Annotated in this window: 21 protein-coding genes; 3 read left to right on the top strand and 18 right to left on the bottom strand. The window is 71.2% G+C overall.

Translation table 11 applies throughout. The annotated features are described in order from the left end of the window. Nucleotides 1-102 precede the first annotated feature (102 nt). Nucleotides 103-1,593, top strand: a complete 1,491-nt coding sequence (locus ACYQ78_RS05015; RefSeq protein ID WP_459799471.1) for an endo-1,4-beta-xylanase — start codon at nt 103-105, stop codon at nt 1,591-1,593. 80 nt (nt 1,594-1,673) lie between these two features. Here ACYQ78_RS05015 and ACYQ78_RS05010 read toward each other — a convergent pair whose 3' ends face one another. From ACYQ78_RS05010 to ACYQ78_RS04985, 6 genes are all read right to left on the bottom strand, one after another. Continuing rightward, nucleotides 1,674-1,871 (bottom strand): hypothetical protein, encoded by a 198-nt coding sequence (locus tag ACYQ78_RS05010; RefSeq protein ID WP_459799470.1) that lies wholly within the window; start codon nt 1,869-1,871, stop codon nt 1,674-1,676. A gap of 9 nt (nt 1,872-1,880) precedes the next feature. Further along, nucleotides 1,881-3,017 (bottom strand): inorganic phosphate transporter, encoded by a 1,137-nt coding sequence (locus tag ACYQ78_RS05005; protein ID WP_459799469.1) that lies wholly within the window; start codon nt 3,015-3,017, stop codon nt 1,881-1,883. An 82-nt stretch (nt 3,018-3,099) separates the two neighbouring features. Further along, complete coding sequence (locus ACYQ78_RS05000; RefSeq protein WP_459799468.1) at nt 3,100-3,546, bottom strand: hypothetical protein; 447 nt, start codon at nt 3,544-3,546, stop codon at nt 3,100-3,102. 109 nt (nt 3,547-3,655) lie between these two features. Beyond that, nucleotides 3,656-7,333, bottom strand: a complete 3,678-nt coding sequence (locus tag ACYQ78_RS04995; protein WP_459799467.1) for an FHA domain-containing protein — start codon at nt 7,331-7,333, stop codon at nt 3,656-3,658. A 49-nt stretch (nt 7,334-7,382) separates the two neighbouring features. After that, nucleotides 7,383-7,826: a CBS domain-containing protein gene (locus ACYQ78_RS04990; protein WP_459799466.1), complete on the bottom strand. Its 444-nt coding sequence runs from the start codon at nt 7,824-7,826 to the stop codon at nt 7,383-7,385. A gap of 89 nt (nt 7,827-7,915) precedes the next feature. Continuing rightward, the gene (locus ACYQ78_RS04985; RefSeq protein WP_459799465.1) at nt 7,916-8,398 is read right to left on the bottom strand and encodes a hypothetical protein; all 483 of its coding nucleotides are present in this window, start codon (nt 8,396-8,398) and stop codon (nt 7,916-7,918) included. Nucleotides 8,399-8,475: 77 nt separating this feature from the next. Between ACYQ78_RS04985 and ACYQ78_RS04980 the strand changes: the two genes are divergently transcribed. Together ACYQ78_RS04980 and ACYQ78_RS04975 are read left to right on the top strand one after the other, a co-directional pair. Beyond that, a complete protein-coding gene (locus ACYQ78_RS04980; protein ID WP_459799464.1) occupies nt 8,476-8,772 on the top strand; it encodes a hypothetical protein in 297 nt (98 codons plus the stop codon). Next, nucleotides 8,772-9,851 carry a DUF6745 domain-containing protein gene (locus ACYQ78_RS04975; RefSeq protein ID WP_459799463.1) on the top strand — a complete coding sequence of 360 codons (1,080 nt, stop codon included), beginning with the start codon at nt 8,772-8,774 and terminating at the stop codon, nt 9,849-9,851. Before ACYQ78_RS04980 ends, ACYQ78_RS04975 begins: the two co-directional genes overlap by 1 nt. Here the strand turns inward: ACYQ78_RS04975 and ACYQ78_RS04970 are convergent. The 12 genes from ACYQ78_RS04970 to ACYQ78_RS04915 all read right to left on the bottom strand — a co-directional run bounded on the left by ACYQ78_RS04970 (nt 9,830) and on the right by ACYQ78_RS04915 (nt 21,181). After that, on the bottom strand, nt 9,830-11,209 hold the full coding sequence (locus tag ACYQ78_RS04970) for a sensor histidine kinase (RefSeq protein WP_459799462.1): 1,380 nt from the start codon (nt 11,207-11,209) through the stop codon (nt 9,830-9,832). The two genes, ACYQ78_RS04975 and ACYQ78_RS04970, sit on opposite strands and share 22 nt — an antisense overlap. Before the next feature lie 146 nt (nt 11,210-11,355). Beyond that, nucleotides 11,356-12,036, bottom strand: coding sequence for a response regulator transcription factor (locus tag ACYQ78_RS04965; protein WP_459799461.1), 681 nt, complete (start codon nt 12,034-12,036; stop codon nt 11,356-11,358). Between the two features lie 7 nt (nt 12,037-12,043). Further along, the gene (locus tag ACYQ78_RS04960) at nt 12,044-12,778 is read right to left on the bottom strand and encodes a hypothetical protein (protein ID WP_459799460.1); all 735 of its coding nucleotides are present in this window, start codon (nt 12,776-12,778) and stop codon (nt 12,044-12,046) included. Continuing rightward, nucleotides 12,775-13,644, bottom strand: a complete 870-nt coding sequence (locus tag ACYQ78_RS04955) for an ABC transporter ATP-binding protein (protein ID WP_459799459.1) — start codon at nt 13,642-13,644, stop codon at nt 12,775-12,777. The genes ACYQ78_RS04960 and ACYQ78_RS04955 overlap by 4 nt, the downstream gene beginning before the upstream one ends. Nucleotides 13,645-13,719: 75 nt before the next feature. Continuing rightward, nucleotides 13,720-14,556 carry an STM4011 family radical SAM protein gene (locus ACYQ78_RS04950; RefSeq protein WP_459799458.1) on the bottom strand — a complete coding sequence of 279 codons (837 nt, stop codon included), beginning with the start codon at nt 14,554-14,556 and terminating at the stop codon, nt 13,720-13,722. Next, on the bottom strand, nt 14,553-15,803 hold the full coding sequence (locus ACYQ78_RS04945) for an STM4012 family radical SAM protein (RefSeq protein ID WP_459799457.1): 1,251 nt from the start codon (nt 15,801-15,803) through the stop codon (nt 14,553-14,555). The genes ACYQ78_RS04950 and ACYQ78_RS04945 overlap by 4 nt, the downstream gene beginning before the upstream one ends. Further along, nucleotides 15,787-16,584, bottom strand: a complete 798-nt coding sequence (locus tag ACYQ78_RS04940) for an STM4013/SEN3800 family hydrolase (RefSeq protein ID WP_459799752.1) — start codon at nt 16,582-16,584, stop codon at nt 15,787-15,789. Before ACYQ78_RS04940 ends, ACYQ78_RS04945 begins: the two co-directional genes overlap by 17 nt. Continuing rightward, complete coding sequence (locus tag ACYQ78_RS04935) at nt 16,581-17,612, bottom strand: STM4014 family protein (RefSeq protein WP_459799456.1); 1,032 nt, start codon at nt 17,610-17,612, stop codon at nt 16,581-16,583. The genes ACYQ78_RS04940 and ACYQ78_RS04935 overlap by 4 nt, the downstream gene beginning before the upstream one ends. Beyond that, nucleotides 17,609-18,541 carry an STM4015 family protein gene (locus ACYQ78_RS04930; RefSeq protein ID WP_459799455.1) on the bottom strand — a complete coding sequence of 311 codons (933 nt, stop codon included), beginning with the start codon at nt 18,539-18,541 and terminating at the stop codon, nt 17,609-17,611. The genes ACYQ78_RS04935 and ACYQ78_RS04930 overlap by 4 nt, the downstream gene beginning before the upstream one ends. Beyond that, nucleotides 18,538-19,377, bottom strand: a complete 840-nt coding sequence (locus ACYQ78_RS04925; RefSeq protein WP_459799454.1) for an STM4015 family protein — start codon at nt 19,375-19,377, stop codon at nt 18,538-18,540. The genes ACYQ78_RS04930 and ACYQ78_RS04925 overlap by 4 nt, the downstream gene beginning before the upstream one ends. Beyond that, nucleotides 19,374-20,216: an STM4015 family protein gene (locus ACYQ78_RS04920; RefSeq protein WP_459799453.1), complete on the bottom strand. Its 843-nt coding sequence runs from the start codon at nt 20,214-20,216 to the stop codon at nt 19,374-19,376. The genes ACYQ78_RS04925 and ACYQ78_RS04920 overlap by 4 nt, the downstream gene beginning before the upstream one ends. After that, the gene (locus ACYQ78_RS04915; protein WP_459799452.1) at nt 20,213-21,181 is read right to left on the bottom strand and encodes an STM4015 family protein; all 969 of its coding nucleotides are present in this window, start codon (nt 21,179-21,181) and stop codon (nt 20,213-20,215) included. Before ACYQ78_RS04915 ends, ACYQ78_RS04920 begins: the two co-directional genes overlap by 4 nt. Nucleotides 21,182-21,196 lie beyond the last annotated feature (15 nt).

Below are 21,196 nucleotides of genomic sequence, written 5' to 3'. Positions count from 1 at the left end.
TCCGGGCCGCCGAAAGTTTCCGTCGATCGTTGACACTTTTCGTAACATTTCTCACACTGACGAGCACTCACCTGCTGATCAATGCTCCAGTGGAGGCCAGGCATGATCGACAATGCCGACCCGGACGGTGGACGCCGCAGGCGCCCCTCCGGATTCCGAAATGCTCTCGTCATCGGCACCGTGGGCCTCCTCACGGCCGGTCTGGCCGTGGTGGCGATGTCCACCCCGGCGAGCGCCGCGAGCACGCTGGGCGCCTCGGCCCAGCAGAGCGGGCGGTATTTCGGGACCGCGATCAACGCGGGCAAGCTGAGCGACTCGCAGTACACCTCGATCGCCAACGCCGAGTTCGACATGGTCACGGCCGAGAACGAGATGAAGATCGACGCCACCGAGCCCAACCGGGGGCAGTTCAACTTCACCAACGCCGACCGGGTCTACAACTGGGCCCGCCAGAACGGCAAGCGGGTGCGCGGCCACACCCTGGCCTGGCACTCCCAGCAGCCGGGCTGGATGCAGTCGCTCTCCGGCTCCGCGCTCCGCCAGGCCATGATCGACCACATCAACGGCGTGATGGCCCACTACCGGGGCAACATCTACGCCTGGGACGTCGTCAACGAGGCCTTCGCCGACGGCAACTCCGGCGGACGCCGCAGCTCCAACCTCCAGAGCACCGGCAACGACTGGATCGAGGTCGCCTTCCGCACCGCGCGGGCCGCCGACCCGGCCGCCAAGCTCTGCTACAACGACTACAACACCGACAACTGGACGTGGGCCAAGACCCAGGGCGTCTACAACATGGTCCGCGACTTCAAGCAGCGCGGCGTGCCGATCGACTGCGTCGGCTTCCAGGCCCACTTCAACAGCGGCAGCCCGTACAACTCCAACTTCCGCACCACCCTGTCGAGCTTCGCCGCCCTCGGCGTCGACGTGCAGATCACCGAGCTCGACATCCAGGGCGCCTCGGCGACCACCTACGCCGCCGTCGTGAACGACTGCCTGGCCGTGCCCCGCTGCAACGGCATCACCGTGTGGGGCGTCCGCGACCAGGACTCGTGGCGGTCGGGTGACACCCCGCTGCTGTGGAGCGGCGGCACCAAGAAGCCGGCGTACACCGCCGTGCTGAACGCGCTGAACGGCGCCGGGCCCGTGAGCCCGACGCCGACCCCGTCGGTCAGCCCCACCCCGAACCCGACGCCCACCCCGACCCCGAGCCCGTCGGGCACGTTCCGGCTGCGCAACGAGGGCGCGGGACGCTGCGTCGACTCGCCCAACAGCGCGACCGCCAACGGGACGCTGTTCCAGATCTACGACTGCCACACCAACCCGAACCAGCGGTTCACCTACAGCTCGGGCCGGCAGTTGCAGACCCTCGGCAAGTGCCTCGACTCGCCGACCGGCGCCGGATCGGGCACCCGCGTGCAGCTCTGGGACTGTCACACCAACAGCAACCAGCAGTGGGTGTTCAACTCCAACGGCACCGTCACCAGCGCGGCCAACAACCTGTGCCTGGCCGTCGGCGGCACCGCCAACTCCAGCACGGTCACGGTCGCGAGCTGCAACGGCAGCGCCAACCAGCGCTGGACCCGCGCCTAGCGATCACCAGGTAGGTCCCGGACGAGGGAGGATCTCCTCGTCCGGGACCGCCGTACGCGGTTCGGGGAACCGCGTGAGGGTCAGCCGGCCAGCATGGTGTAGAGCCCGAGGCCGATCCCGCCCGCGACGAGCAGCAGGCAGGCGCCCGCGCCGACGCGACCGGCCGTCCGGCCGCTCGACAGGCCGACGAGGGCCAGTGAGAACAGCGCCGCCAGGCCGACTCCGGCCACCAGCGACGCCACCAGTACCTTCCAGAGGGCGTCCAGGTCCAGTTCCATGTCCCGTCCTCACGCGCGGGCGGGCGCGAGCCCGCCGGTCCACTCGTCGTTGACGTTGCCGGCGTGCACCGGAGCCCGGCGCGCGGCCAGGAAGAGCAGGCCCGACAGCAGCAGCACGGCCGCGAACACCACCGCGACCCCGGCCGTGCCGCCGATGAGGTCGGCGGCGGCCCAGGCCACGGCCCCGACCAGACCGGCGGCGGGCAGGGTGACCAGCCAGGCCACGCCCATCCGGGCGGCCAGCCCCCAGCGGACCTTCGCCGCACGCCTGCCCACTCCGGCGCCGATGACCGACCCGGTGCACACGTGCGTGGTCGACAGCGGGAAGCCGAAGTGGGACGAGGCGAAGATGACCGCCGCCGACGAGCTCTCGGCCGCGAATCCCTGGGGTGTCTCGATGTCGGTCAGGCCCTTGCCCAGGGTCCTGATCACCCGCCATCCGCCGGTGTAGGTGCCGAGCGCGATCGCGAGGGCGCTGGCCACGATCACCCACAGGGGCGGTCCGGCGTCCTCGCTCAGCGTGCCCGCCGCGATCATGGCCAGGGTGATGACGCCCATGGTCTTCTGCGCGTCGTTCGTGCCGTGCGCGAGCGACACGAGGGAGGCCGACCCGATCTGGCCGATGCGGAACCCGCGTTCGCGCATCCGCTCGGGCACCGACCGGGTCAGCCGGTAGACCACCCAGGTGCCCAGTGCCGCCACCGCCATGGCGGCCAGCGGCGCGAGCACGGCCGGGAGGAGCACCTTGCCGACGATCTCGCCGGTCTTGATCGCCGACATCCCGGCCGCGATCAGCGTCGCGCCGACCACCCCGCCGATCAGCGCATGCGACGAGCTCGACGGGATGCCGAAATACCAGGTGATCAGGTTCCAGGCGAGCCCGCCGACGAGCCCGGCGAACACCACCGTGAGGGTGATGGCGCCGGTCTCGACGATGCCGGTCGCAATGGTGGCCGCCACCTCAAGGGAGAGGAAGGCGCCGGCGAAGTTCAGCACGGCCGACAGCGTGACGGCCACCTTCGGCCGCAGCGCGCCGGTGGCGATCGAGGTCGCCATCGCGTTGGCCGTGTCGTGGAATCCGTTGGTGAAGTCGAAGGTCAGTGCGGTGGCGACGACCACCGCCAGCAGGAGGGTGTCCGCGTCCATGACGCCCCACCTGACCCCCGGTCCGGGGACCAATCCCCCGACTTCCAGAGTTCACCTGACGGCCGGCTCGGCGACACCCGGATCAGCAGGGGCGGAAATGGTAGGCGGGCTCCCAGTTCACGTCCAGCCAGCGGTTGTCGACGGGATGGGTCGGGCTGAGCACGGTCCATGTGCTGTTCATCCGGACCGCCGTCGTGCCGGGGGTCTGGTTGTTGCGGATCCAGCCCCGGTCGTGCCAGTTGTAGAAGGAGTAGTCCCCGCACTGGTAGAGGTCCCAGATCTTCCACGTGTTGTAGACGGTGTCCTGGGAGTCGAGGACCGCGAGGCAGACCCGCCCGTAGGGGCAGGACGGCAGGTAGGAAGGTGCGTAGACACCGCGCCTTCCCGACTTGTAGTGCGGCGCGGGAACGGCCGTGCCGTTGCCTCCGATGGTGGGTTTGGGGTCGGCCGCTCGGGCCGGCGCCGGGACGGCGATGAGGGCGGCACCCGCCAGGAGCGTGGCGGTCGTCGCGATGAGCTTTCTGAACACGAGTTCCCCGTTTCGATCGCGGACGTTGCGAGGACGAGTCCACCTCCGGAAGAGTCCGGGGAGTGAGCGATCGGCCGGGGTGTGTCCGTGATTCCGGGATGTGTGTCCGTCAGCCGGGGAGCGGGAGCGGGCCGCCGTGGCCGGGGATGCCGCGGTCGGGCGGGATCGGTTCTTCGGTGCCGTCTTCGGCGGTGATCCCCCGGGCGCGGGTCTGGTCGGCCAGCTTCCGGTAGTAGGCCGCGACCGCGTCGAGGGCCTCGCGGACCGAGGTCAGCAGGGTGGCGCCGGCCTGTTCGACCACGGCGCCCTCGTGCACCTCGAACGCCCTGACCCCGGTCAGCACCGCCGCCTTCAGGTCGCGCAGCAGCCGCACGTCGGCGTTGGCGTAGGTGCGGCACAGGCCGGTGACGTCGTCGCCGGAGTTCAGCAGGTCCTTCACCACCGACACCGAGTTGCGGACCAATCGGACCTCCGGCCGGTCGGCCAGGGCGGCCAGGTCGGCGTCGTAGGCGCGGATGTCCTGGTGGGCGTCGCAGAAGCCGACGGTGCGCTGCCACAGGGTGCGCAGGTCGTCGCCGAGCAGGCCGTCGAGGTAGCTGACCAGGAACCGGCGGTGCGCCTCGACCACATATTGCGCCTTGAAGGGGGTCAGCTCGGCCGGGTTCTCGCCCGCCGTGGCGGTCGTGGTGGTGAATCCGTAGTCGGCGACCAGCGCGTTCTCCATGCCGACCAGCAGGTAGACGAAGCGGACCCAGGTCCGGAACAGCTCCTCCAGCGGCAGCGCGCGCAGGCCCTCCTCGGTGAGGACCACGCCCCACCGGGCGCCGAAGTCGAGCCGCCGCAGGTGGCCGATCTGGTACATGGCGAGCTGCGCGTCGATCTCGGCGTGGACGTGGTGCAGGACCTTCCGGTAGGCGGCGGTCGCGTCCAGGCCGACGTGGTTGCGGACGATGTGGGGGCCGCCGATGTGCAGGTGGATGAACTCGGTGACGTCGAAGACGGCGCCGCCGATCGCCATCCAGAAGCCCGCCTCGGGGGTGGTGTGCCGGGCCAGCTCCGACACCTCGAAGCGGGGGCCCTGCTGCGCGTGGCCCAGGTAGGTGGTGAAGACGTCCTGGCTCAGCCGCCCTTCGGCGGTCAGGCGGCGCAGGAACTCGCGGCCGTCGCCGGGCACCACCTCGGCGAGCGCGTCGAGCACGGAGACGGCGAACCTCGCGCTTCCGCACACGTAGACGTGCGCGCCCTGGTCGAGCAGTTCGTTGAGGTCGTCGGCCTCGGCGCGGATCAGGTCGTCCACCCGCCGCCGTCGTCCGGCGCCGACGACGTGGCTCCCGCCGTCGAAGGTGACCGAGGCGTCCGCGCGGGAGAACCCGACCGACAGGCGCAGGCGGCCCTCGGCCGCCGCGCCGTTCAGTTCCTGGTGCTGGACGAACTCCTCCGGCGTCCGGATGCCCAGGTAGAGGCGGTTCTCCCCCGGTCCGGTACGCGCGGACACGAAGCCGAGGAAGGGCGCGATGCCCGAACCTGCGGCCAGCATGATGATCGGCGTGGACGGGTCGGCGGGCAGCCGGAAGCGCGGCGTGGAGACGATCCGCAGCGACAGCTTCGAGCGGCCCTCCAGGCTCGCGGCCCGCAGGAAGTGCGAGGCCGCGCCGCGCCGTTCGCGGGGGTAGGACCAGGGGGTGCGGGCGGAGGTGTAGCCGAGCCCCGCGACCACCAGTTTCAGGGTCGTGGCCGCCTCACCCGGAGGCGGCGCCGAGGCGATCGAGTAGAGCCGGAACGGTTCGGGCGGGATGATCCGGCAGAGCGCGTCCGGCTCGCGGGGGTCGGCCTTCCAGAGGCGGGTGACGTCGTAGCCGCCCGCGTACAGGAGATTGAGGACGTCCCAGAGCTCCCACTGGTCTTCCATCCGGGCGTCGACGACCCGGCGCCACGCGCCGACGGCGGTCAGCCCGACGAGGCGTTTGGCCACCTCGCGCCCGATGGGGCGGATCTTGGCGAAGCGCAGCAGGGTGCGCAGGGGCAGCACGTCGGCCTCGCCGTACCCGGCGCGGGAGGCCACCGCCGCGCGCCACTCGGGGGTGAGCGGCACGAGTTCGTCGCCGTCGGCCTGGAGCGCGGTGACGGTCCTGCGGACGAGTTCGTCGTCGTTCTCGGCCAGCACGCCGACCCGGTCGCCGGGCAGGTGGTGGACGCCCTGGCCGGCGACGTCGAGATCGAGGTAGCAGGTCCAGGCGCCGGACTCGCCGGTGACGACGCGGCCTCTGCGGGCGGTGCCGTACACGACCGGGGCGCCCACGGGAGGGCGGCGCTCCTCGCGGACGATGGCGAGTTCGCCGTCGACCTTGTCCCAGGTCCGGTCTTTGAACAGGCCGGTGAACCGGGCGCCGGTGGTGACCTGGCGGCCGACCTTGAAGGCGACCTCCAGGAAGCCGTAGGCCTTGATGCGGTGCAGGCCCATCCAGCCGCGATCGCCCACGTAGGCGTCGAGCATGGCGTTGTAGACGCCGCGCAGGGTGCTGTCGCGGGTGTCCTCGACGTACTGGCGCACCGAGACCTCGCGGAGCGCGGCCACGAGCTCCACCCAGTGCCGGGGGAAGTATCCGGCCAGGTAGGTGCTCTGCTGCCCGACCATCGAACCGAATTCGCGGCGCTCCAGGAACGCGTCGATCGCGTGGACCTGCGGCTGGGCGGTGCCGCTGGGGCTGGGGGCGCCGTCGAAGATGGGCACCCCGGCGGTGCCGACCGTCTTGGCCCACAGGACCTGGTCGAGGTAGTGGCGGCCGCGGGGGTTGGGGTCGATCTGGGGATAGATCGCCTGGGTGACGTACCGCAACCGGTCGTGGATCACCAGCAGGGAACGCTCCAGCGCGGCCGGATCGTCGGCGACCACGGCCTCCTGCGCCTCGATCATCGCCCGCAGGACCGGCGTGAGGCCCATCGCGAACTCGGTGGTGACCAGGTAGAACACGCGTTCCGCAGCGTTGTCCCAGGTCGGCACCAGCAGGTCCATGTTGTCGAGCGCGCGCGGCCCGGCCGGATCGCGCAGCCGCCAGTTGTAGAAGAACAGGTCGATGTACGACACCGCCGGCATCGACTTGCCGAGCCGCCGCGACACCGTCGTCCACGGCCGCAGCAGCGACTCGGGCAGCGCCTTCGGCGGGTCGGCCGCCATGTACTGGTAGGCGTGCGCGAACACGCCGAGCATGGTGGAGGCGCGGAGGAGGTAGCGGTCGGGCAGCGCCTCGGGCCGGGCGTCGAGCACCGGCATGGCGTCGAACGCCCGCCGCAGCGACAGCCGCCGGAACAGCTCGGGCAGCCGGACGATCATGTCGTCCCAGGCCCGGTGCGAGGCGGGGAAGGAGAGCAGCGGCTGCTCGGCGGGCAGGAACCCGTGATCGAGCGACAGGAACCCGTCGAGCTCGTGCCCCACCCGCCGGTTGTACGCCTCGGCCGCCTCGACGACCCGCCGCGCCGCGACCCGCTGCGGCCCGACCGGCCGCAGCATGGTGAGCTGGTCGAGGGAGATGGACGTCGTGCGATCGGGGTCGATGAACGCCCAGGTCAGCTCATATCGGCCGATGCGGATCTGGTCGCCGGGCACGATCACGTGCCGGGAGATCTTCGTGTCGTTGACGAACGTCCCGTTGGAGCTGCCGAGATCGGTGAGCACGAGGCGCCCGTCGGCGAACTCCAGCCGCGCGTGCCGCCGCGAGACGGCGCCGTCGTCGAGGACCACCGCGGCCGTGCCGGCGTCCCGGCCGAGGGTGACCGGCAGCGTGCACACCCTCTCGCTGGACGCCCGGGTGTGCCGATCGGTGACGGTCAGCCGCAGTTCAGGAATGGTAGATCACCGCTCTGCACAGATCGGCCCTGGACAGCGTGCCGACGAGCGCGCCGTCGTCGACCACGGGGAGCCTGCGGATCCCCCGCTCGACCATCACGATCGCGGCCCTGGCGAGGTCGTCGGCGGGCCCGACCGTCGCCGGGTCGCGGACGACCAGCGGGTCGATGACCCGCTCGGCCAGCGTGCGGCCCTTCTCCAGGAAGAGCCGGAACGCGTCGCTCAACGTACCGCCTCCGGCGGTGACGTCGTCGAAGCCCGGCAACATGGCTTTCACCAGGTCTTCTTCGGCCAGCGTCCCGACGAACCTGCCGTCGTGGTCGACGACCATCAGCTGACCGACCTCCGACACGCTGACGACCTCGGCCGCCCGCCGAATGGTCGCGCCGAGCCGTATGTGAGCGGGGAACCCCGTCATGACGTCACCGACGAGCACATGACCTCCGAACGATCTGGAGGGAGCATAAATCGACGGAGATCAGGTGTATAGCGGTAGAAAGTCCTGACATAAAGAGAGGCGTCCGGTCAGAGTGTGATGTCCTCTTTCGCCGGCGTCAGGACGGCGGCGGCCAGGCCGAAACCCAGGGCGTACAGGAAGAAAGGGGTATTACCCGCGCCCCACATGCAGAGGGCCCCCTCCTGGCACGGGTCCAGGAAGAGGGTGACGACGTTGGCGCCGAGGTTGGCGACCGCGAAGACGGCCATGAGCCCGGCCACGACCTTCACGAAACGGGGGTTCCGCCAGAACGCCGTGGCGGCGACCAGGAGCGCGGGGAGCGCGAACGCGATCGTGAACATCTCGGCGTAGAGGATCGCCTGCGCCACGTCGAAGACCGTGCTCCCCAGGTAGCCGATGCCGAGGCCCTGCAGCAGGGCGAAGAAGCCGATCCCGTCGAGCACGGACATGTCCCAGTAAAAGCCGGTGATCGTGATGACCGTGCTGCCGAAATGCGCGGCCAGGGTCGGGAAGAGGGCGCACGCCACGGCGGCCGGCCAACGGATCCACATGCGGCCCGATCCTAGATCCGGAAATGTCGGTGGCGGTCGCTAGTTTCTGATCAACCCCCGAACACGGAAGGTTGGTCATGTACCGACAGGGTGACATCTTGATCATGCCGGTGCCGGAGGCGTCGGTGCCCGCCGGTCTCGTCGTCGAGCCGCGCGACTCGAAGGGCCGCATCGTGCTGGCCCTCGGCGAGGCCACCGGTCACGCCCACGCGCTCCACGGCCCCGGGACCCTCTACCGCGGCTACCTCCACCTGCCCGAGGGCGGGCGGCTGGTCCACGAGGAGCACGCCACGATCCCGCTGCCCAAGGGGTGGTTCCGGATCATCCGCCAGCGTGAATACGTGCCGGGTTCGTTCCGGGTGGTGGCCGACTGATGAACGTCGAGACCGCAGTGGCCTGGGCCGACATCGCTTTCACCACCGGCCCCGCCGACCGGGCCGAGGCCGAGGCGGGGGTCCGTGAGGCCTACGCCGCCGCCGGGCTGGCCGCCCCCGCCACCATCCTGTGGGCCGGTTCGCCGGTCGTCGCGTCGGCCGCCGCCGCCATCCACCACGGTGGCGAGACCGCCGTCGAGGCGCTGAACAAGGCCGGCCTGGGGTCGCTGATCCTGTCGGCCGCGGCGTTGCTGGCCGAGCCTCTGGGTCATTCCGTCCGCGAAGAGGTGCGCACCCAGCCCTGGGAGTGGGCCCGCGCCGACATGCTGGGCGAGACCGGCGGGGCCGGGTGGGCCCGGGTGTGGGAGTCGACCGGCGGGCTGCTGTGGCCGAGGGTGAACACGATCGTCCAGGAGATCAGGCGCGGCCTGTCGGTGCTCGGCGGCGAGGAGGCCGGTGACCTCCTGCGCCAGGCCGCGCTCGACGCCGTGCTCGGCCAGCACGACGCCGCCTGGCTGTCGGCCTTCGACGACGCCCCCGGCCTGGCCGGGCTGGCCCGCGTCTCCCGCAACGCCGGCTGGTGGTTCCCCTACGCCAACGTCGCGATCATCTGCGAGCGCCCGACCGAGCTGCACCTCGACGAACCGGGCCGCCTCCACCGGCCCGACGGCCCCGCGCTGGTCTTCCCCGACGGGTTCGCGCTGGAGGCCTGGCACGGCATGCCGGTGCCCGAGGGCTTCGTCGCCTCGATGGCCGACCTGACGCCGGAGCGCATCCGGGCCGAGGAGAACGCCGAGCTGCGCCGCGTCATGCTGGAGCACTTCGGCTTCGACCGCTACCTGTCGGAGTCGGGCGCGACCCCCGTCCACAAGGACGAGACGGGCATCCTGTGGCGCATCGCCCTGCCCGACGACGAAGACGTCGTGACCGTCGAGGTGGTCAACTCGACCGCCGAACCCGACGGCACGTTCCGCACCTACTTCCTGCGGGTCCCGCCGTGGGTCCGGCGGGCCCGGCAGGGTGTCGCGTGGACGTTCGGCGTGAACGAGGAGGACTATCAGCCCGAGAAGGAGACCTGAGGCAGCACGAGGGTGAAGACGGCGCCCTCCCCGGGCGCCGTGCGCAGGTCGAGACGGCCACCGTTGGCCTCCGCCAAGGAGCGCGCGATAGCCAGTCCGAGCCCCGCGCCGCCCGGCCCCGACCTGCTGCGCGAGTCGTCGGCGCGGGTGAAGCGGTCGAACACCCGGCGGGCCTCCTCCGCGGTGAGCCCCGGGCCGTGGTCCTCGATGACCAGCACCGACTCGCCGTTCCGCGTCCCGACGCCGATGCGCACGGGGGTGCCGTCGGGGGTGTGGGCCACCACGTTCCCGACCAGGTTGGTCACCACCTGGCGCAGCCGGGCCTCGTCGCCGAGCACGGGCGCTGAAGCGGGTGGCCCGTCGTCGGGGCCGGTGAGCTCGACCGGGCGCCCCGGAGCGAGGGCGCGCAGGTCGAGGCGGGCGTCGGCGGCGAGGGTGCGCAGGTCCATGGGCGCCAGGTCCATCGGCAGGGCGTCGCCGCCCTCGTCGAGCCGGGCGAGCAGCAGCAGGTCGTCGACGAGGCGGGCCAGGCGTCCCGCCTCGCTCTCGATCCTGGCCATCGCCGGGGCGACGTCGGTCAGGCCGCCCATGCGGTAGAGCTCGGAGAACCCCTTGATGCCGACGAGCGGGGTGCGCAGTTCGTGGCCGACGTCCGCGACGAAGCGCCGCAGGCGGGCCTCCGACTCGGTGCGGGCGGCGAAGGCGTGCTCGATCTGGCCGAGCATTCCGTTGAGCGAGACCGACAGCCTGCCGACCTCGGTGTCGGGGGCCGCTTCCGGCACCCGCCTGGCGAGGTCCCCCGAGGCGATCGCGGCGGCGGTCTCCTCGATGTCCTTGAGTGGACGCAGCCCGGCCCGGATCGCGAACCATCCGGCCAGCGTGAGCAGGGCCAGCAGCGCGATCCCGGTGACGACGTAGGTGATCCGCAACCGGGCGACGGTCGCCTGCACCGCGTCGAGCGAGGCCGCCACGACCACCGAGGTGCCCGTCGTGCGCGGGACCACGAGCACCCGCCATTCGGCGCCACCCGCCGAGTCGCGCGCCTCGAACGGCCGGTCGTCGGGCCGAGAGGGGAGTTCGGGTCCGCCAGGACCATCGGGAAGACGCACCTCGGAGCTGATCTCCCCGCCGGGGCCGACCTCGGCGAGGTAGAGCCGGTTGATCAGGTCGAGGTTGGTGGAAAGGGCACCACTGGCCGCCGGCGCCCGGGAGGTGATCTCGGGCGGCATGACCGCGATGATGCCCCCGAACAGCCGGAGCTGGGTGTCCACCCGGTCGACCAGACCCGCCCTGAGCAGTCCGATCACGATCGACCCGCTCAGCAGTAGCCCGACCGCCAGCAGCGCGCAGGTGATCATCAATAGCCGGGCGCGCAACGACCTGTCACGCCAGCGGCCAATGGTTTCGCGGGAGCCCGCGCCGCTGAGCTCTGGGAGATTTGCACCAGTTCGTCGCGGCGCGTCCCGAAGTCGGCCGATCGTGCGCGGGACCCTCCATCGCCGGGTCATCGGGCCTCTCGCAGGACATAGCCGACTCCGTGAACGGTGTGGATCAGCCGAGGGCCGGTGGTCTCCAGTTTTCTGCGGAGGTAGCTGACGTAGGTGTCGACGATGCTGGTGTCGCCCGCGAAGTCGTACTGCCAGACGTCCTCCAGGATCGACGACTTGGACACCACCCGGCCCGCGTGGTCGGCCAGGTAGCCCAGCAGGCGGAACTCCGTGGGCGAGAGCTTCACCGTGACCCCGGCCCGCCGCACCTGGTGCCCCTCCACGTCGACCTCCAGATCTCCGACGACCACGGCGTGGGCGTGCGGAACACCGGTGCGGCGCAGGATCGCGCGGATGCGGGCGAGCAGTTCCGGCAGGTCGAAGGGTTTCGTCACGTAGTCGTCGCCGCCCAGCGTCAGGCCGGTGACCTTGTCGGCGGGTGAGTCGCGGGCGGTCAGGAACAGGACCGGCACCGGCGGCCGGGCCAGGTCGCGTAACCTCCGGACCACCTGGAACCCGTCGAGGTCGGGCAGCATCACGTCGAGCAGGATCAGGTCGGGCCGCAGCACCCGCACCGCCTCGACCGCCTCGGTGCCGGTGGCCGCCGAGCTCACCTCGAACCCGGCGAAGCGCAGGGTCGCCGACAGCAGTTCGCGTACCGTCGGCTCGTCGTCGACGACCAGCAGTCGCTCCTTCACCCTGACATCATGCGTCCCGCCTGCGGAACACCGCGTAGGCGGCGGCCAGCAGCAGGAGCGCCCAGGCGCAGGTCACGGCGATGCCCGCCCACGGTCCCGGCAGCGTGGGGTCGCCGTCGAGGCTGAGCAGGCGCAGCCCGGCCGTCACCGGCCAGTAACTCAGGATCAGCCGGGCCAGCCACTCGGGGTAGAGCGAGGCCATCGCCGGGACGAACACCCCGATCACGATGGTGACGATCAACGCGCCGGCCGTGCTGCGCACCAGGCAGCCGAGGGCCAGCCCGATCAGGCCGAGCAGGGCCAGCAGCAGCCCCGGCCCGGCCAGCACCCGGAGCATGCCCGGGTCGGTCAGCGGGGTGACCGGCACGCCGCGCGAGGTCAGCGCGGCCCGGCCGACGAAGACGACCACGAGTCCCGTCACCGTCCCCAACGCCAGGGTCACGCCGAAGCAGACCACCGCCTTGGCCGCGAGCACCCGTCCACGGCGGGGCACGGCGGTCAGGGTGAGCGTCATCGTCCGGGTCTGGTGTTCGACGGTGAACGACCGCAGCCCCAGGTAGCCGACGGCGATCTGCACGAAGATCAGGGGCCGGAAGTCCGGGCCCGGCCCGGGTTCCACGGCCGGAGACAGGCCGAACATGAAGGCGAACAGGGCGCCCAGCCCGACGATCGCGGCGACAGTGAACCAGGTCGACCGGGTCGACCACGTCTTGGCCCATTCGGAGCGGATCGCGGCGGTCATCGGGTCAGCTCCATGAACGCCTCTTCCAGGGATGCGTGGCGGGGGGTGAGCTCGTACAGGACCACTCCTTCATCGGCGGCGAGCTCGCCGATCCGCCGCGCGTCCATCCCCCGGACGACCAGTTCGTCCCCGGAGGAATCGACGGCCGAGGCACCGCCGGTGACGAGCGTCTGCGCGAACCGGCGGGGTTCCGGGGTCCGCACCAGCACCCCGTCGGGGCGGGCGAACGCCTCGACGGTGGTGTCGGCGACCAGCCGCCCGCGCGCGACCACGATCAGCCGGTCGGCGGTCACCGCCGTCTCGGCCATCAGGTGGCTGGAGACCAGGACGGTCCGCCCCTCGGCCGCGAGCTCGCGGAGGAGGCCGCGGATCCAGACGATGCCCTCGGGGTCGAGCCCGTTGACCGGTTCGTCGAGGATCAGCACGCCGGGGTCGCCCAGCAGCGCGGCGGCCAGCCCGAGCCGCTGCCGCATCCCCAGGGAGAACCCGCCCGCGTGCCGATGGGCCACCGAGGTCAGCCCGACCAGGTCGAGCACCTCGTCCACCCGTTGCCGCCGCAGGCGGTTGCTCACCGCGAGCCACCTCAGGTGGTCGCGCGCGGAACGGCGGGGGTGTACGGCCCCCGCGTCCAGTAACGCCCCGACCGCCCGCATCGGCTCGGGCAGATCGGCGAGCCGCGCCCCGAGGATCCGGGTGCGGCCCGACGAGGGGGCGTCGAGGCCGAGGATCAGGCGCATCGTGGTCGTCTTCCCCGCGCCGTTCGGCCCGAGGAACCCGGTCACCGCGCCCGGCTTGACGTCGAAGGTGAGGTCGTCGACGGCGATGACGTCGCCGTGGCGTTTGCTCAGTACGTCCACTTCGATCATGGGGCCGAGCATGCGCCTCCGGGCTGCGGGCTTTCTGTACGGTTCTGTGAGACCCCTGTGAATCACAACTGTGAGTCAGAGCCCGGCGGGGATCCGTTCGAGGATGCCGCCGGTGAAGACGTCGTACAGCCCAGTCGGTTCGAGGTGGACGTAGCCGATGTGGCAGTCGCACTCCAGTTTCGGGCAGGCCGCCGGGCCGAGCCGGGAGCGGAACGTGCCGTCGTAGAGGTTGCCCAGCACCGTCGGGATGAAGTGGCAGCGCCGGACGGTGCCGTCGCCGTCGACGGAGATGACCGTGTCACCGGTGCGGCACGCCTGTCCCGCGCTCAGGTGCGGGAAGCGGCTGTAGTGGAACAGCGGGTCGATCTCCTGCCACCGAGCCGCCTCCTCGTCGGTGTAGGTGCGGCCCTCCTCGGCGTTGATCCACAGGTAGGTGCCGGTGGGCAGGTCGCGCCGCAGGCGGCGGGCGTCGTCGAGGTGGGCGGGGTCGCCGACCACGCCGACGCTGTGGCGGACCTTCAGGCCCGTGACCTTGGCCAGGAAGCGCTCGTAGGTGATCTGGGTCGGGTGGTAGGTGACCCAGAGCGCCAGTTTCTCGGGGTCGGCGGCGTCGAGCCAGGTGGTGCGGGTGCTGAGGTTGGTCTGGATGGCGACGCGGCGGATGTTGGGCTGGTGGCTGAGCTCGGTCATCGCCTCGCGGTACCACGACCTGACCAGGCCCTCGCCCCATGGCGTGAACAGGATGCTCAGGTCGTGGTCCTGCTCCCGCGTCCAGGCGGTGAAGCGGAGCAGCGCGGCCCGGTCGGCGCGGAGCTGTTCGGGGGTGTCACGGCGTTTGCCGAACGGGCAGTAGGCGCAGTCGTAGTCGCAGCTCGCCAGCGGGCCCCGGTAGAGGATCGTGAGGTGCGTCATCGGGCGTCGTGGCCGGCCATGAGGGTGCGGACCTCGTCGGAGAACAGGGCGGGGCCGATCCCGTCGGAGTGGGCGAGGCCCTCGTCGGTCAGGCGCAGGGTGGAGTCGTCGCGGATCAGCCAGTGGCCGGGGACCGCCGAGACGTCGGGCTCGTCGCCGAACCGGGCGCGGTAGAGGGCGAGGTCGAGGCCGTCCTTCTGGAGGAGGCTCTGGATCGTGTGGCGGCGGCGCTGTTCGGGCTCGGACACGGTGAAGCCGATCAGGGCCTTCGTGAAGTCGTCCCGGACCACGTAGTCGTCGATGATCGAGCGCACGTGGCGGGCGCCGACCGCGTATTCGTGGGAGTAGTGCAGGGTGCTCGTGTACGACCGCGCGCCGCACCCCACGCTCGCCATGCCGTCGGTCTGGCAGCAGTAGTCGGTCGACGTGCCCGTGCCGGGGAGGCGGAACATCCGCATGGAGACCTGCTCGTAGCCCTGCGAGATCAAGAAATCGCGGCCCTCACGGTAGAGCTCCATGCGCTGGTCGTCCCAGTCGCGGCCGATCTTCCCGAGGCCGGTGAGGGGGCGTACGTAGAGCGGGTAGAGGTAGAGCTCCTCGGGCCGCCACCGCAGCGCGGTCGTCAGCGAGTGGAGCCAGGAGGCGGCCGTCTGGCCGTCGATGCCGTAGATGAGGTCGATGTTGAGGATCGGGAAGCCGGTCGCCCGGATCGCGTCGAGCGCCTGCTCGACCTCGGCCCGCTTCTGCGGCCGGACCGCCGAGCGCGCCTCCTCGTCGATGAAGCTCTGCACCCCGATGGAGATCCGCGTCGCGCCGCGTTCCTTCAGCACCGCCAGCCGGTCGGGGGTCGCGGTCGCCGGGGAGGTCTCCACGGAGAGCGGCATCGACCCGTAGGGCGCGATCTTGCCGGTGATGTCGAACAGGCGGCTGAGCTCGAACGGGCTCAGGTAGGTCGGGGTGCCGCCGCCGATCGCCCCCGTGGTGAACGCCGGGTCGAGCGCGTCGGAGAGCGCGAGGGTCTCGCGTTCGAGCGCGTCGAGGAAGGCCGCGACCAGTTCTTCGGGGGCGCCCGTGCGGGTGAACAGGTTGCAGAAGCCGCAGCGCATCTCGCAGAACGGGATGTGCGCGTAGAACGACCCGGCCTTCTCGCCGCGCCAGACGTCGGTCAGCGCGGGGCGGGGGTCGAGGGGGCGGTACGCGGTCTTGTGGGGATACGCGTAGACGTAACTCTCATACGGACTGATCATCGGAGCTCCGGTCGAGGACGAACTCGGCGTAGGGGACGGTCCAGACGACGTCGTGCGCGACCCGGTGTCCCACATGACCGTCTTCACCGTAGGCGGTCCCGTGATCGGAACAGACGATCACGAAGCACGGGCGGCGCCGGGTCATCAGGCCGAACAGCCGGGGGATGTGCCGGTCGACGTACTCCAGCGCCGCCGCGTGCGACTCGATCGAGTCGTCGGCGGCGCCGGGGAGGTAGAACCGGTTGGGCTGGTGCATCGCGGCGACGTTCAGGAAGAGGAAGACCGGGTCCTGGACGCCGCCCAGCACCTCCTCCACCCGATCGAGCTGCCGTTCGAAGCCGTCGGGCGCGGTGACCCCGAACGACGGGGCCCAGTGGCTCTCCTGGAACAGCCCCGGCAGCACCGAACCGAGCGGGCTGAGCTCGTTGAAGAACCCCACCCCGCCGACGCAGACGGTGCGGTATCCGGCCTTGGCCAGCCCGGCGGGCAGGTCGGGCGCGTCGAACACCCACGTCTGCGGCGCGGTGGTCGCGCTGCCGGGGAACGCCGCCGCGAACGGCCGGTCGTGCGGACCCGGGGTGACGGGCGTCGGGAGGAACCCGGCGAACATCGCGCTGTGGGAGGCGAACGTGAAGCTTCCGGGGCTGTGCCGCTTCTCCCAGGTCAGGAACCGGCCGAACCCGGGGGTGCGGCCCTCGGCCATCAGGCGTTCGGCGACGTCGTAGCGCAGGGTGTCGAGGGTGACGAGCAGGATGTCGTGGGTGCCCACGATCGCGTTCATGTCGCGCACGGCCGCCACCCCGCCGCGATGGCCTTCGCCTCGCACTCGTAGGTCGACAGCCCGCTCCCGTCGAGCGCGCCGAGACCCGGCAGCAGGTCGCCGAAGGCGTTGACCTCGGCCACGGCCATCGAGCGCCAGTCGGTGCCGATCATCAGGTCGACGCCGGTCATCAGGCTGCCGGGGAAGCACGCGGCGGTCCGGGCGCAGACGTCCATCGCCTCGTCCCACCGCTCGCCGAGCCGGGCCCGGATCTCCCCCAGGTCGCCCCGTTGCCCGCCGAGATGCAGGTTGGTCATCGGCACGCGGCTCACCCGGGCCACCGCGTGGGTCGGCCGCCCGGCCACCGTCACGACGCGCAGGTCGAAACAGCCTCCGGCCACCGACGCCTTCGGGAACCAGCGCTCGACGTGGAGCCCGTCGGGGGCCAGGGCGTCGACCAGATGGGCGACGGTCCTCTCGTCGGTGTACGTCTTCACCGCCAGCGAGTTGCGCAGGTCCACCGTGGCCGAGGTGACGGCGCGCAGGCGGGTGCCGGAGGTCTCGAAGGCGATCACGCCCGAGGCCGAACTGCCGTGGGCGGGCTTGACGAACACCCTCGGCCACGACCGGGAGCGCATCTGCTCCCGCAGGTCGTCGTAGGAGGTGACCGTCGTGCCGCCGGGGACCGGGATGCCCCTGCCGTCGAGGAAGGCGTGGCAGCGGCGCTTGTCGAACATCGTGGCGATCTCGCCGACGTCGGCCAGCAGCTCGCCGCCCGCCGACGCGACGCGGTCGAGCCCGGCGGTGAAGCGGGCGTACCAGGTCGCGCCTCCCCCGGTTCTGGTCGGGTCGCCCTCGCCCCGGAGCAGGGCGTCGGCCTCGGCGGATTCGCCGGGTGACTCGATGCGTACGAGACCGGAGAGATCGAGGTCTCCCCCGGTCAGCACGTGGGTCCACGGAACCACGGTGATCTCGCCGAGGCCGTGGGTGCGGGCCGCCGCGCCGAACATCTCGGCGCGGCGGTCACCGGGGGTGCCGACGACGATCACTCGTTCACCGCGGTGTAGAGCCAGCCCTCGTCCTCTTCGGGGTCGAGCTGCTCGTCGAGGTCGAGGTCGACGGTGGGGAGGGCGGCGCGCAGGCGGGCCGTCATCGCGTCGGACAGGTAGTGGTGGTGCAGGTCGAGGCGGCGCAGGTGGCTGAGCGGCTGGCCGCTGAGCAGGGCCTCGCCGCCCTCGTCGGTCAGGGTGCCGAGCGACAGGGCGAGGGTGTCGAGCCGGGCGACGATCGGCGCGGTGGCGACGGCGGTGGCGACGTCGTTCTGACGGTCGCTGTCCTGCAGTCCGAGGTGACGGAGGGCGGGCAGGTGGTCGCCGGTCAGGATGGGGCCGAGGTCCTCGGCCGAGTAGTCGCCGCCGTATTCGTCGACGCCGAGCCACAGCTCCAGGTGTTCGAGCGCGGGGAACTCGCACCCGGCGAGGCCGCGGACGAACTCACCGCTGAGGCCGCCGCTCTCGACCCGGAGCATGCGCAGATTCTCGTGCCGGATCGGGGAGATCCGCAGGCCGGTGCCGCCGCGGGTGTCGAGGCGTTCCAGGCCGGGCATCGCGGCCAGCAGCGGGGTGAGGTCGCCCTGCTGGATCCAGGAGATCTCGTTGGCCTCCTGGGGGATCGCCCCGAGGAAGATCGCGCGCAGCGCCGGAAGCCGGTGGGCCTCGGCGGCCAGCTTGTCGATGACCAGCTGGGCGGAGCTGTCGTAGTCCCAGGACAGGACGAGGGCGCGCACCTCTTCGAGGGCGACCTCCGCGAAGAAGGCGTCGAGGTCGTCCTTCCCCTCGTACATCAGCTCCCAGGCCGGCTCGGCGGGCGGGTTCTCGTCGGCGTCGCCGAAGTCGGCCGGCCGCAGGCCGGCGTAACCGTCGTCGAAGGCGTCGTCAACCTCGGGACGGGCGGGCAGGTCGAGGGAGATCTCGGTCATTCGGACACCGCCACGTAGAAGCCGTCGTCGTCGGGTTGCCGGTCGTTCAGGTCGACGTCGACCCCCGCGAGGGCCGTGGCCACCCGGGCGGTCATGGTCTCGCTGAGGTAGTGATGGTGCAGGTCGAGCGCGGACAGGTGGGTCAGCGGCTGGCCGCTGAGCAGCGCCTCGGCGCCCGCGTCGGTCATGGTGCCCATCGACAGGTCGAGCACGTCGAGCCGGGCCACGATCGGGGCGGCGGCCACGGCGGCGGCGACGGCGTCCTGCTGGTCGCTGTCCTGCAACCCCAGCCGCTTCAGGGCCGGGAGGTGGTCACCGGACAGGATCGGCGCCAGGTCTTCGACGGTGTAGTCGCCGCCGTACTCCTCGACGCCCAGCCAGAGGTCGAGGCGCTCCAGGGCGGGGAACTCGCAGCCGGCGACGCCGCGCACGAAGTCGCCGCTCAGGCCGCCGCTCTCCACCCGCAGGACGCGCAGCTTCTCGTGCCGGACGGGTTTCACCAGCAGGCCGTCGCCGCCCCGGACCTCCAGGCGCTCCAGGTCGGGGAACGCGGTCAGCAGCGGCGTGATGTCGCTCTGCTGGATCCAGGTGATCTCGCACTGGTCGCGGTCGATCTCGCCCAGGTAGAGGTCCCGCAGCGCCGGGAGCCGGTCGGCGTTGGCGGCCAGCTTCGCGACGATCGCCGCCGAGCTCACCTGCCACACCTCGAACCAGTGGCCGATGACGATGCTGGTCACCGTGTCGGTGTCGTCTTCGGCGAAGAAGGCGTCGAGCTCCTTGACGATGTCGCCGTCGACGACCTCGAACAGCCGCGACTGGCGCAGGTCGTCGATCATTCGGACACCGCCACGAAGAACCAGTCGTCCCGCCGCCGCTGCCGGGCGTGGAGCTTCACGCCGACCTCGGGAAGCGCCTTCTGGAGGCGGGCCGCCATCGGCTCGCTGAGGAAGTTGTGGTGCAGGTCGAGCACCTTGAGGTGGCTGAGCGGCTGGCCGCTGAGCAGCGCCTCGGCGCCCGCGTCGGTGAGCGTGCCCATCGACAGGTCGAGTTCCTCGAGCCGGGCCACGACGGGCGCGGACGCCACGGCGGCGGCGATCTCGTCCTGCTGCTCGCTGTCCTGGAGCCCGAGGTGCTTCAGGGCGGGCAGGCGTTCCCCCGACAGGATCGGGGCCAGGTCGGCGATGGTCGTGTTGCCGCCGTAGCGCTCGACGCCGAGCCACAGTTCGAGGTGTTCCAGCGCCGGGAAGTCGCAGGCGGCGACCGAAGAGACGAACGAGCCGTGCAGGCCGCCGCTCTCGACCCGGAGGGTGCGCAGCCTCTCGTGCCGGAGCGGGGTGAGGCTCAGGCCGTCGGCGCCCCTGATGGAGAGATACTCCAGGTCGGGGAACGCGGTCAGCAGCGGCGTGATGTCGCTCTGCTGGATCCACGAGATCTCGCACAACTCGGGGTCGATGTCGCCCAGCGTCAGCGCGCGCAGCCCCTTGAGCCGGTGGGCGTTCTCGGCCAGCTTCGCCACGATGGGCGCCGAGCTCTCCTCATAGGGCTCGGCCCACTGGCCGATGGTGATGGCCGCCACGTTCTCGGTGCCGCCGCGTTCGAGGAACTCGTCGATCTCCGCGAGGATGTCTTCTTCGACGACGTCGAAGACCTGGGCCTGACCGTGGTCGACGGTCACTCGGCCACCGACACATAGATCCAGTCGTCGCGGTTCTTGCGCTGCTCCAGGTCGAGCTCGGCGTCGCCCACGGCCGTCCGCAGCCGCTCGGCCATCGGCTCGGTCACGTAGTTGTGCCGCAGGTCGAGCACCTTGAGGTGGCTGAGCGGCTGCCCGCTGAGCAGCGCCTCGGCCCCCTCGTCGCCGAGCGTCCCCATGGCGAGCGACAGCACGTCGAGGCGGGCCACGATCGGGGCGGCGGCCACGGCGGCGGCGATCTCGTCCTGGTGGTCGCTGTCCTGGAGCCCGAGGTGCTTCAGGGAGGGCAGGTTGTCACCGGCCAGGATCGGCGCCAGGTCGCCGACCGTGGAGTCGCCGCCGTAGTTGTCGATGCCGAGCCACAGGTCGAGGTGCTCAAGAGCGGGCAGGTGCGACCCGGCGACCGCACGGACCACCTCGGCCGGCAGCCCGCCGGTCTCGAACCGCAGCACCCGCAGCGCGTCGTGCCTGACGGGTGAGAGCGCCAGGCCGCTGCCGCCGCGCACCTCCAGGCGCTCCAGCTTGGGGAAGGTGGTGAGCAGCGGGGTGATGTCGGACTGCTGGATCCAGGAGATCTCCGCCTCCTCCGACTGGATCGCCCCGATGAAGATCGCCCGCAGCTCGGGGAAGCGGTGGGCGTTCTCGGTCAGCATCTTGACGATCACCGACGAGTCGGTGTCGTAGGCCTGCTCCCAGCACCCGATGACCAGCGCCCGCACCTCTTCGACGGCGACCTGGTCGAGGAAGACCTGCAGGGTGCCCGCGAAGGCGCCCTCTTCGGCGTCGTAGGCCTCGGGCTCGGCGATCCGCCAGGCCACCGTGCCGGCGGGCGGGAGCTTCTCGTCATCGTCGTCGGGCGGGAAGACGAAGACGTCGAGACCGGCGTAGCTCCGGTCGTACAGGTCCCACGGATCGGGGTGGAGGTTATCCGGAAGGATTGTCAACATGGGCCACGTTCCTAT

The organism is Herbidospora sp. RD11066, from assembly GCF_054661255.1.
Note: the sequence above shows the minus strand (reverse complement) of the source record. Positions and strands in the feature narration are given on the sequence as shown.

What these genes read in the sequence shown, in the direction of transcription:
- ACYQ78_RS04915 (WP_459799452.1), bottom strand. Translation starts at nt 21,181, where the DNA reads ATGTTGACAATCCTTCCGGATAACCTCCACCCCGATCCGTGGGACCTG.
- ACYQ78_RS05005 (WP_459799469.1), bottom strand. Translation starts at nt 3,017, where the DNA reads ATGGACGCGGACACCCTCCTGCTGGCGGTGGTCGTCGCCACCGCACTG.
- ACYQ78_RS04930 (WP_459799455.1), bottom strand. Translation starts at nt 18,541, where the DNA reads ATGACCGAGATCTCCCTCGACCTGCCCGCCCGTCCCGAGGTTGACGAC.
- ACYQ78_RS04985 (WP_459799465.1), bottom strand. Translation starts at nt 8,398, where the DNA reads ATGTGGATCCGTTGGCCGGCCGCCGTGGCGTGCGCCCTCTTCCCGACC.
- ACYQ78_RS05010 (WP_459799470.1), bottom strand. Translation starts at nt 1,871, where the DNA reads ATGGAACTGGACCTGGACGCCCTCTGGAAGGTACTGGTGGCGTCGCTG.
- ACYQ78_RS04925 (WP_459799454.1), bottom strand. Translation starts at nt 19,377, where the DNA reads ATGATCGACGACCTGCGCCAGTCGCGGCTGTTCGAGGTCGTCGACGGC.
- ACYQ78_RS04955 (WP_459799459.1), bottom strand. Translation starts at nt 13,644, where the DNA reads ATGATCGAAGTGGACGTACTGAGCAAACGCCACGGCGACGTCATCGCC.
- ACYQ78_RS04980 (WP_459799464.1), top strand. Translation starts at nt 8,476, where the DNA reads ATGTACCGACAGGGTGACATCTTGATCATGCCGGTGCCGGAGGCGTCG.
- ACYQ78_RS04975 (WP_459799463.1), top strand. Translation starts at nt 8,772, where the DNA reads ATGAACGTCGAGACCGCAGTGGCCTGGGCCGACATCGCTTTCACCACC.
- ACYQ78_RS04960 (WP_459799460.1), bottom strand. Translation starts at nt 12,778, where the DNA reads ATGACCGCCGCGATCCGCTCCGAATGGGCCAAGACGTGGTCGACCCGG.
- ACYQ78_RS04940 (WP_459799752.1), bottom strand. Translation starts at nt 16,584, where the DNA reads ATGAACGCGATCGTGGGCACCCACGACATCCTGCTCGTCACCCTCGAC.
- ACYQ78_RS04950 (WP_459799458.1), bottom strand. Translation starts at nt 14,556, where the DNA reads ATGACGCACCTCACGATCCTCTACCGGGGCCCGCTGGCGAGCTGCGAC.
- ACYQ78_RS05015 (WP_459799471.1), top strand. Translation starts at nt 103, where the DNA reads ATGATCGACAATGCCGACCCGGACGGTGGACGCCGCAGGCGCCCCTCC.
- ACYQ78_RS04970 (WP_459799462.1), bottom strand. Translation starts at nt 11,209, where the DNA reads ATGATCACCTGCGCGCTGCTGGCGGTCGGGCTACTGCTGAGCGGGTCG.
- ACYQ78_RS04945 (WP_459799457.1), bottom strand. Translation starts at nt 15,803, where the DNA reads ATGATCAGTCCGTATGAGAGTTACGTCTACGCGTATCCCCACAAGACC.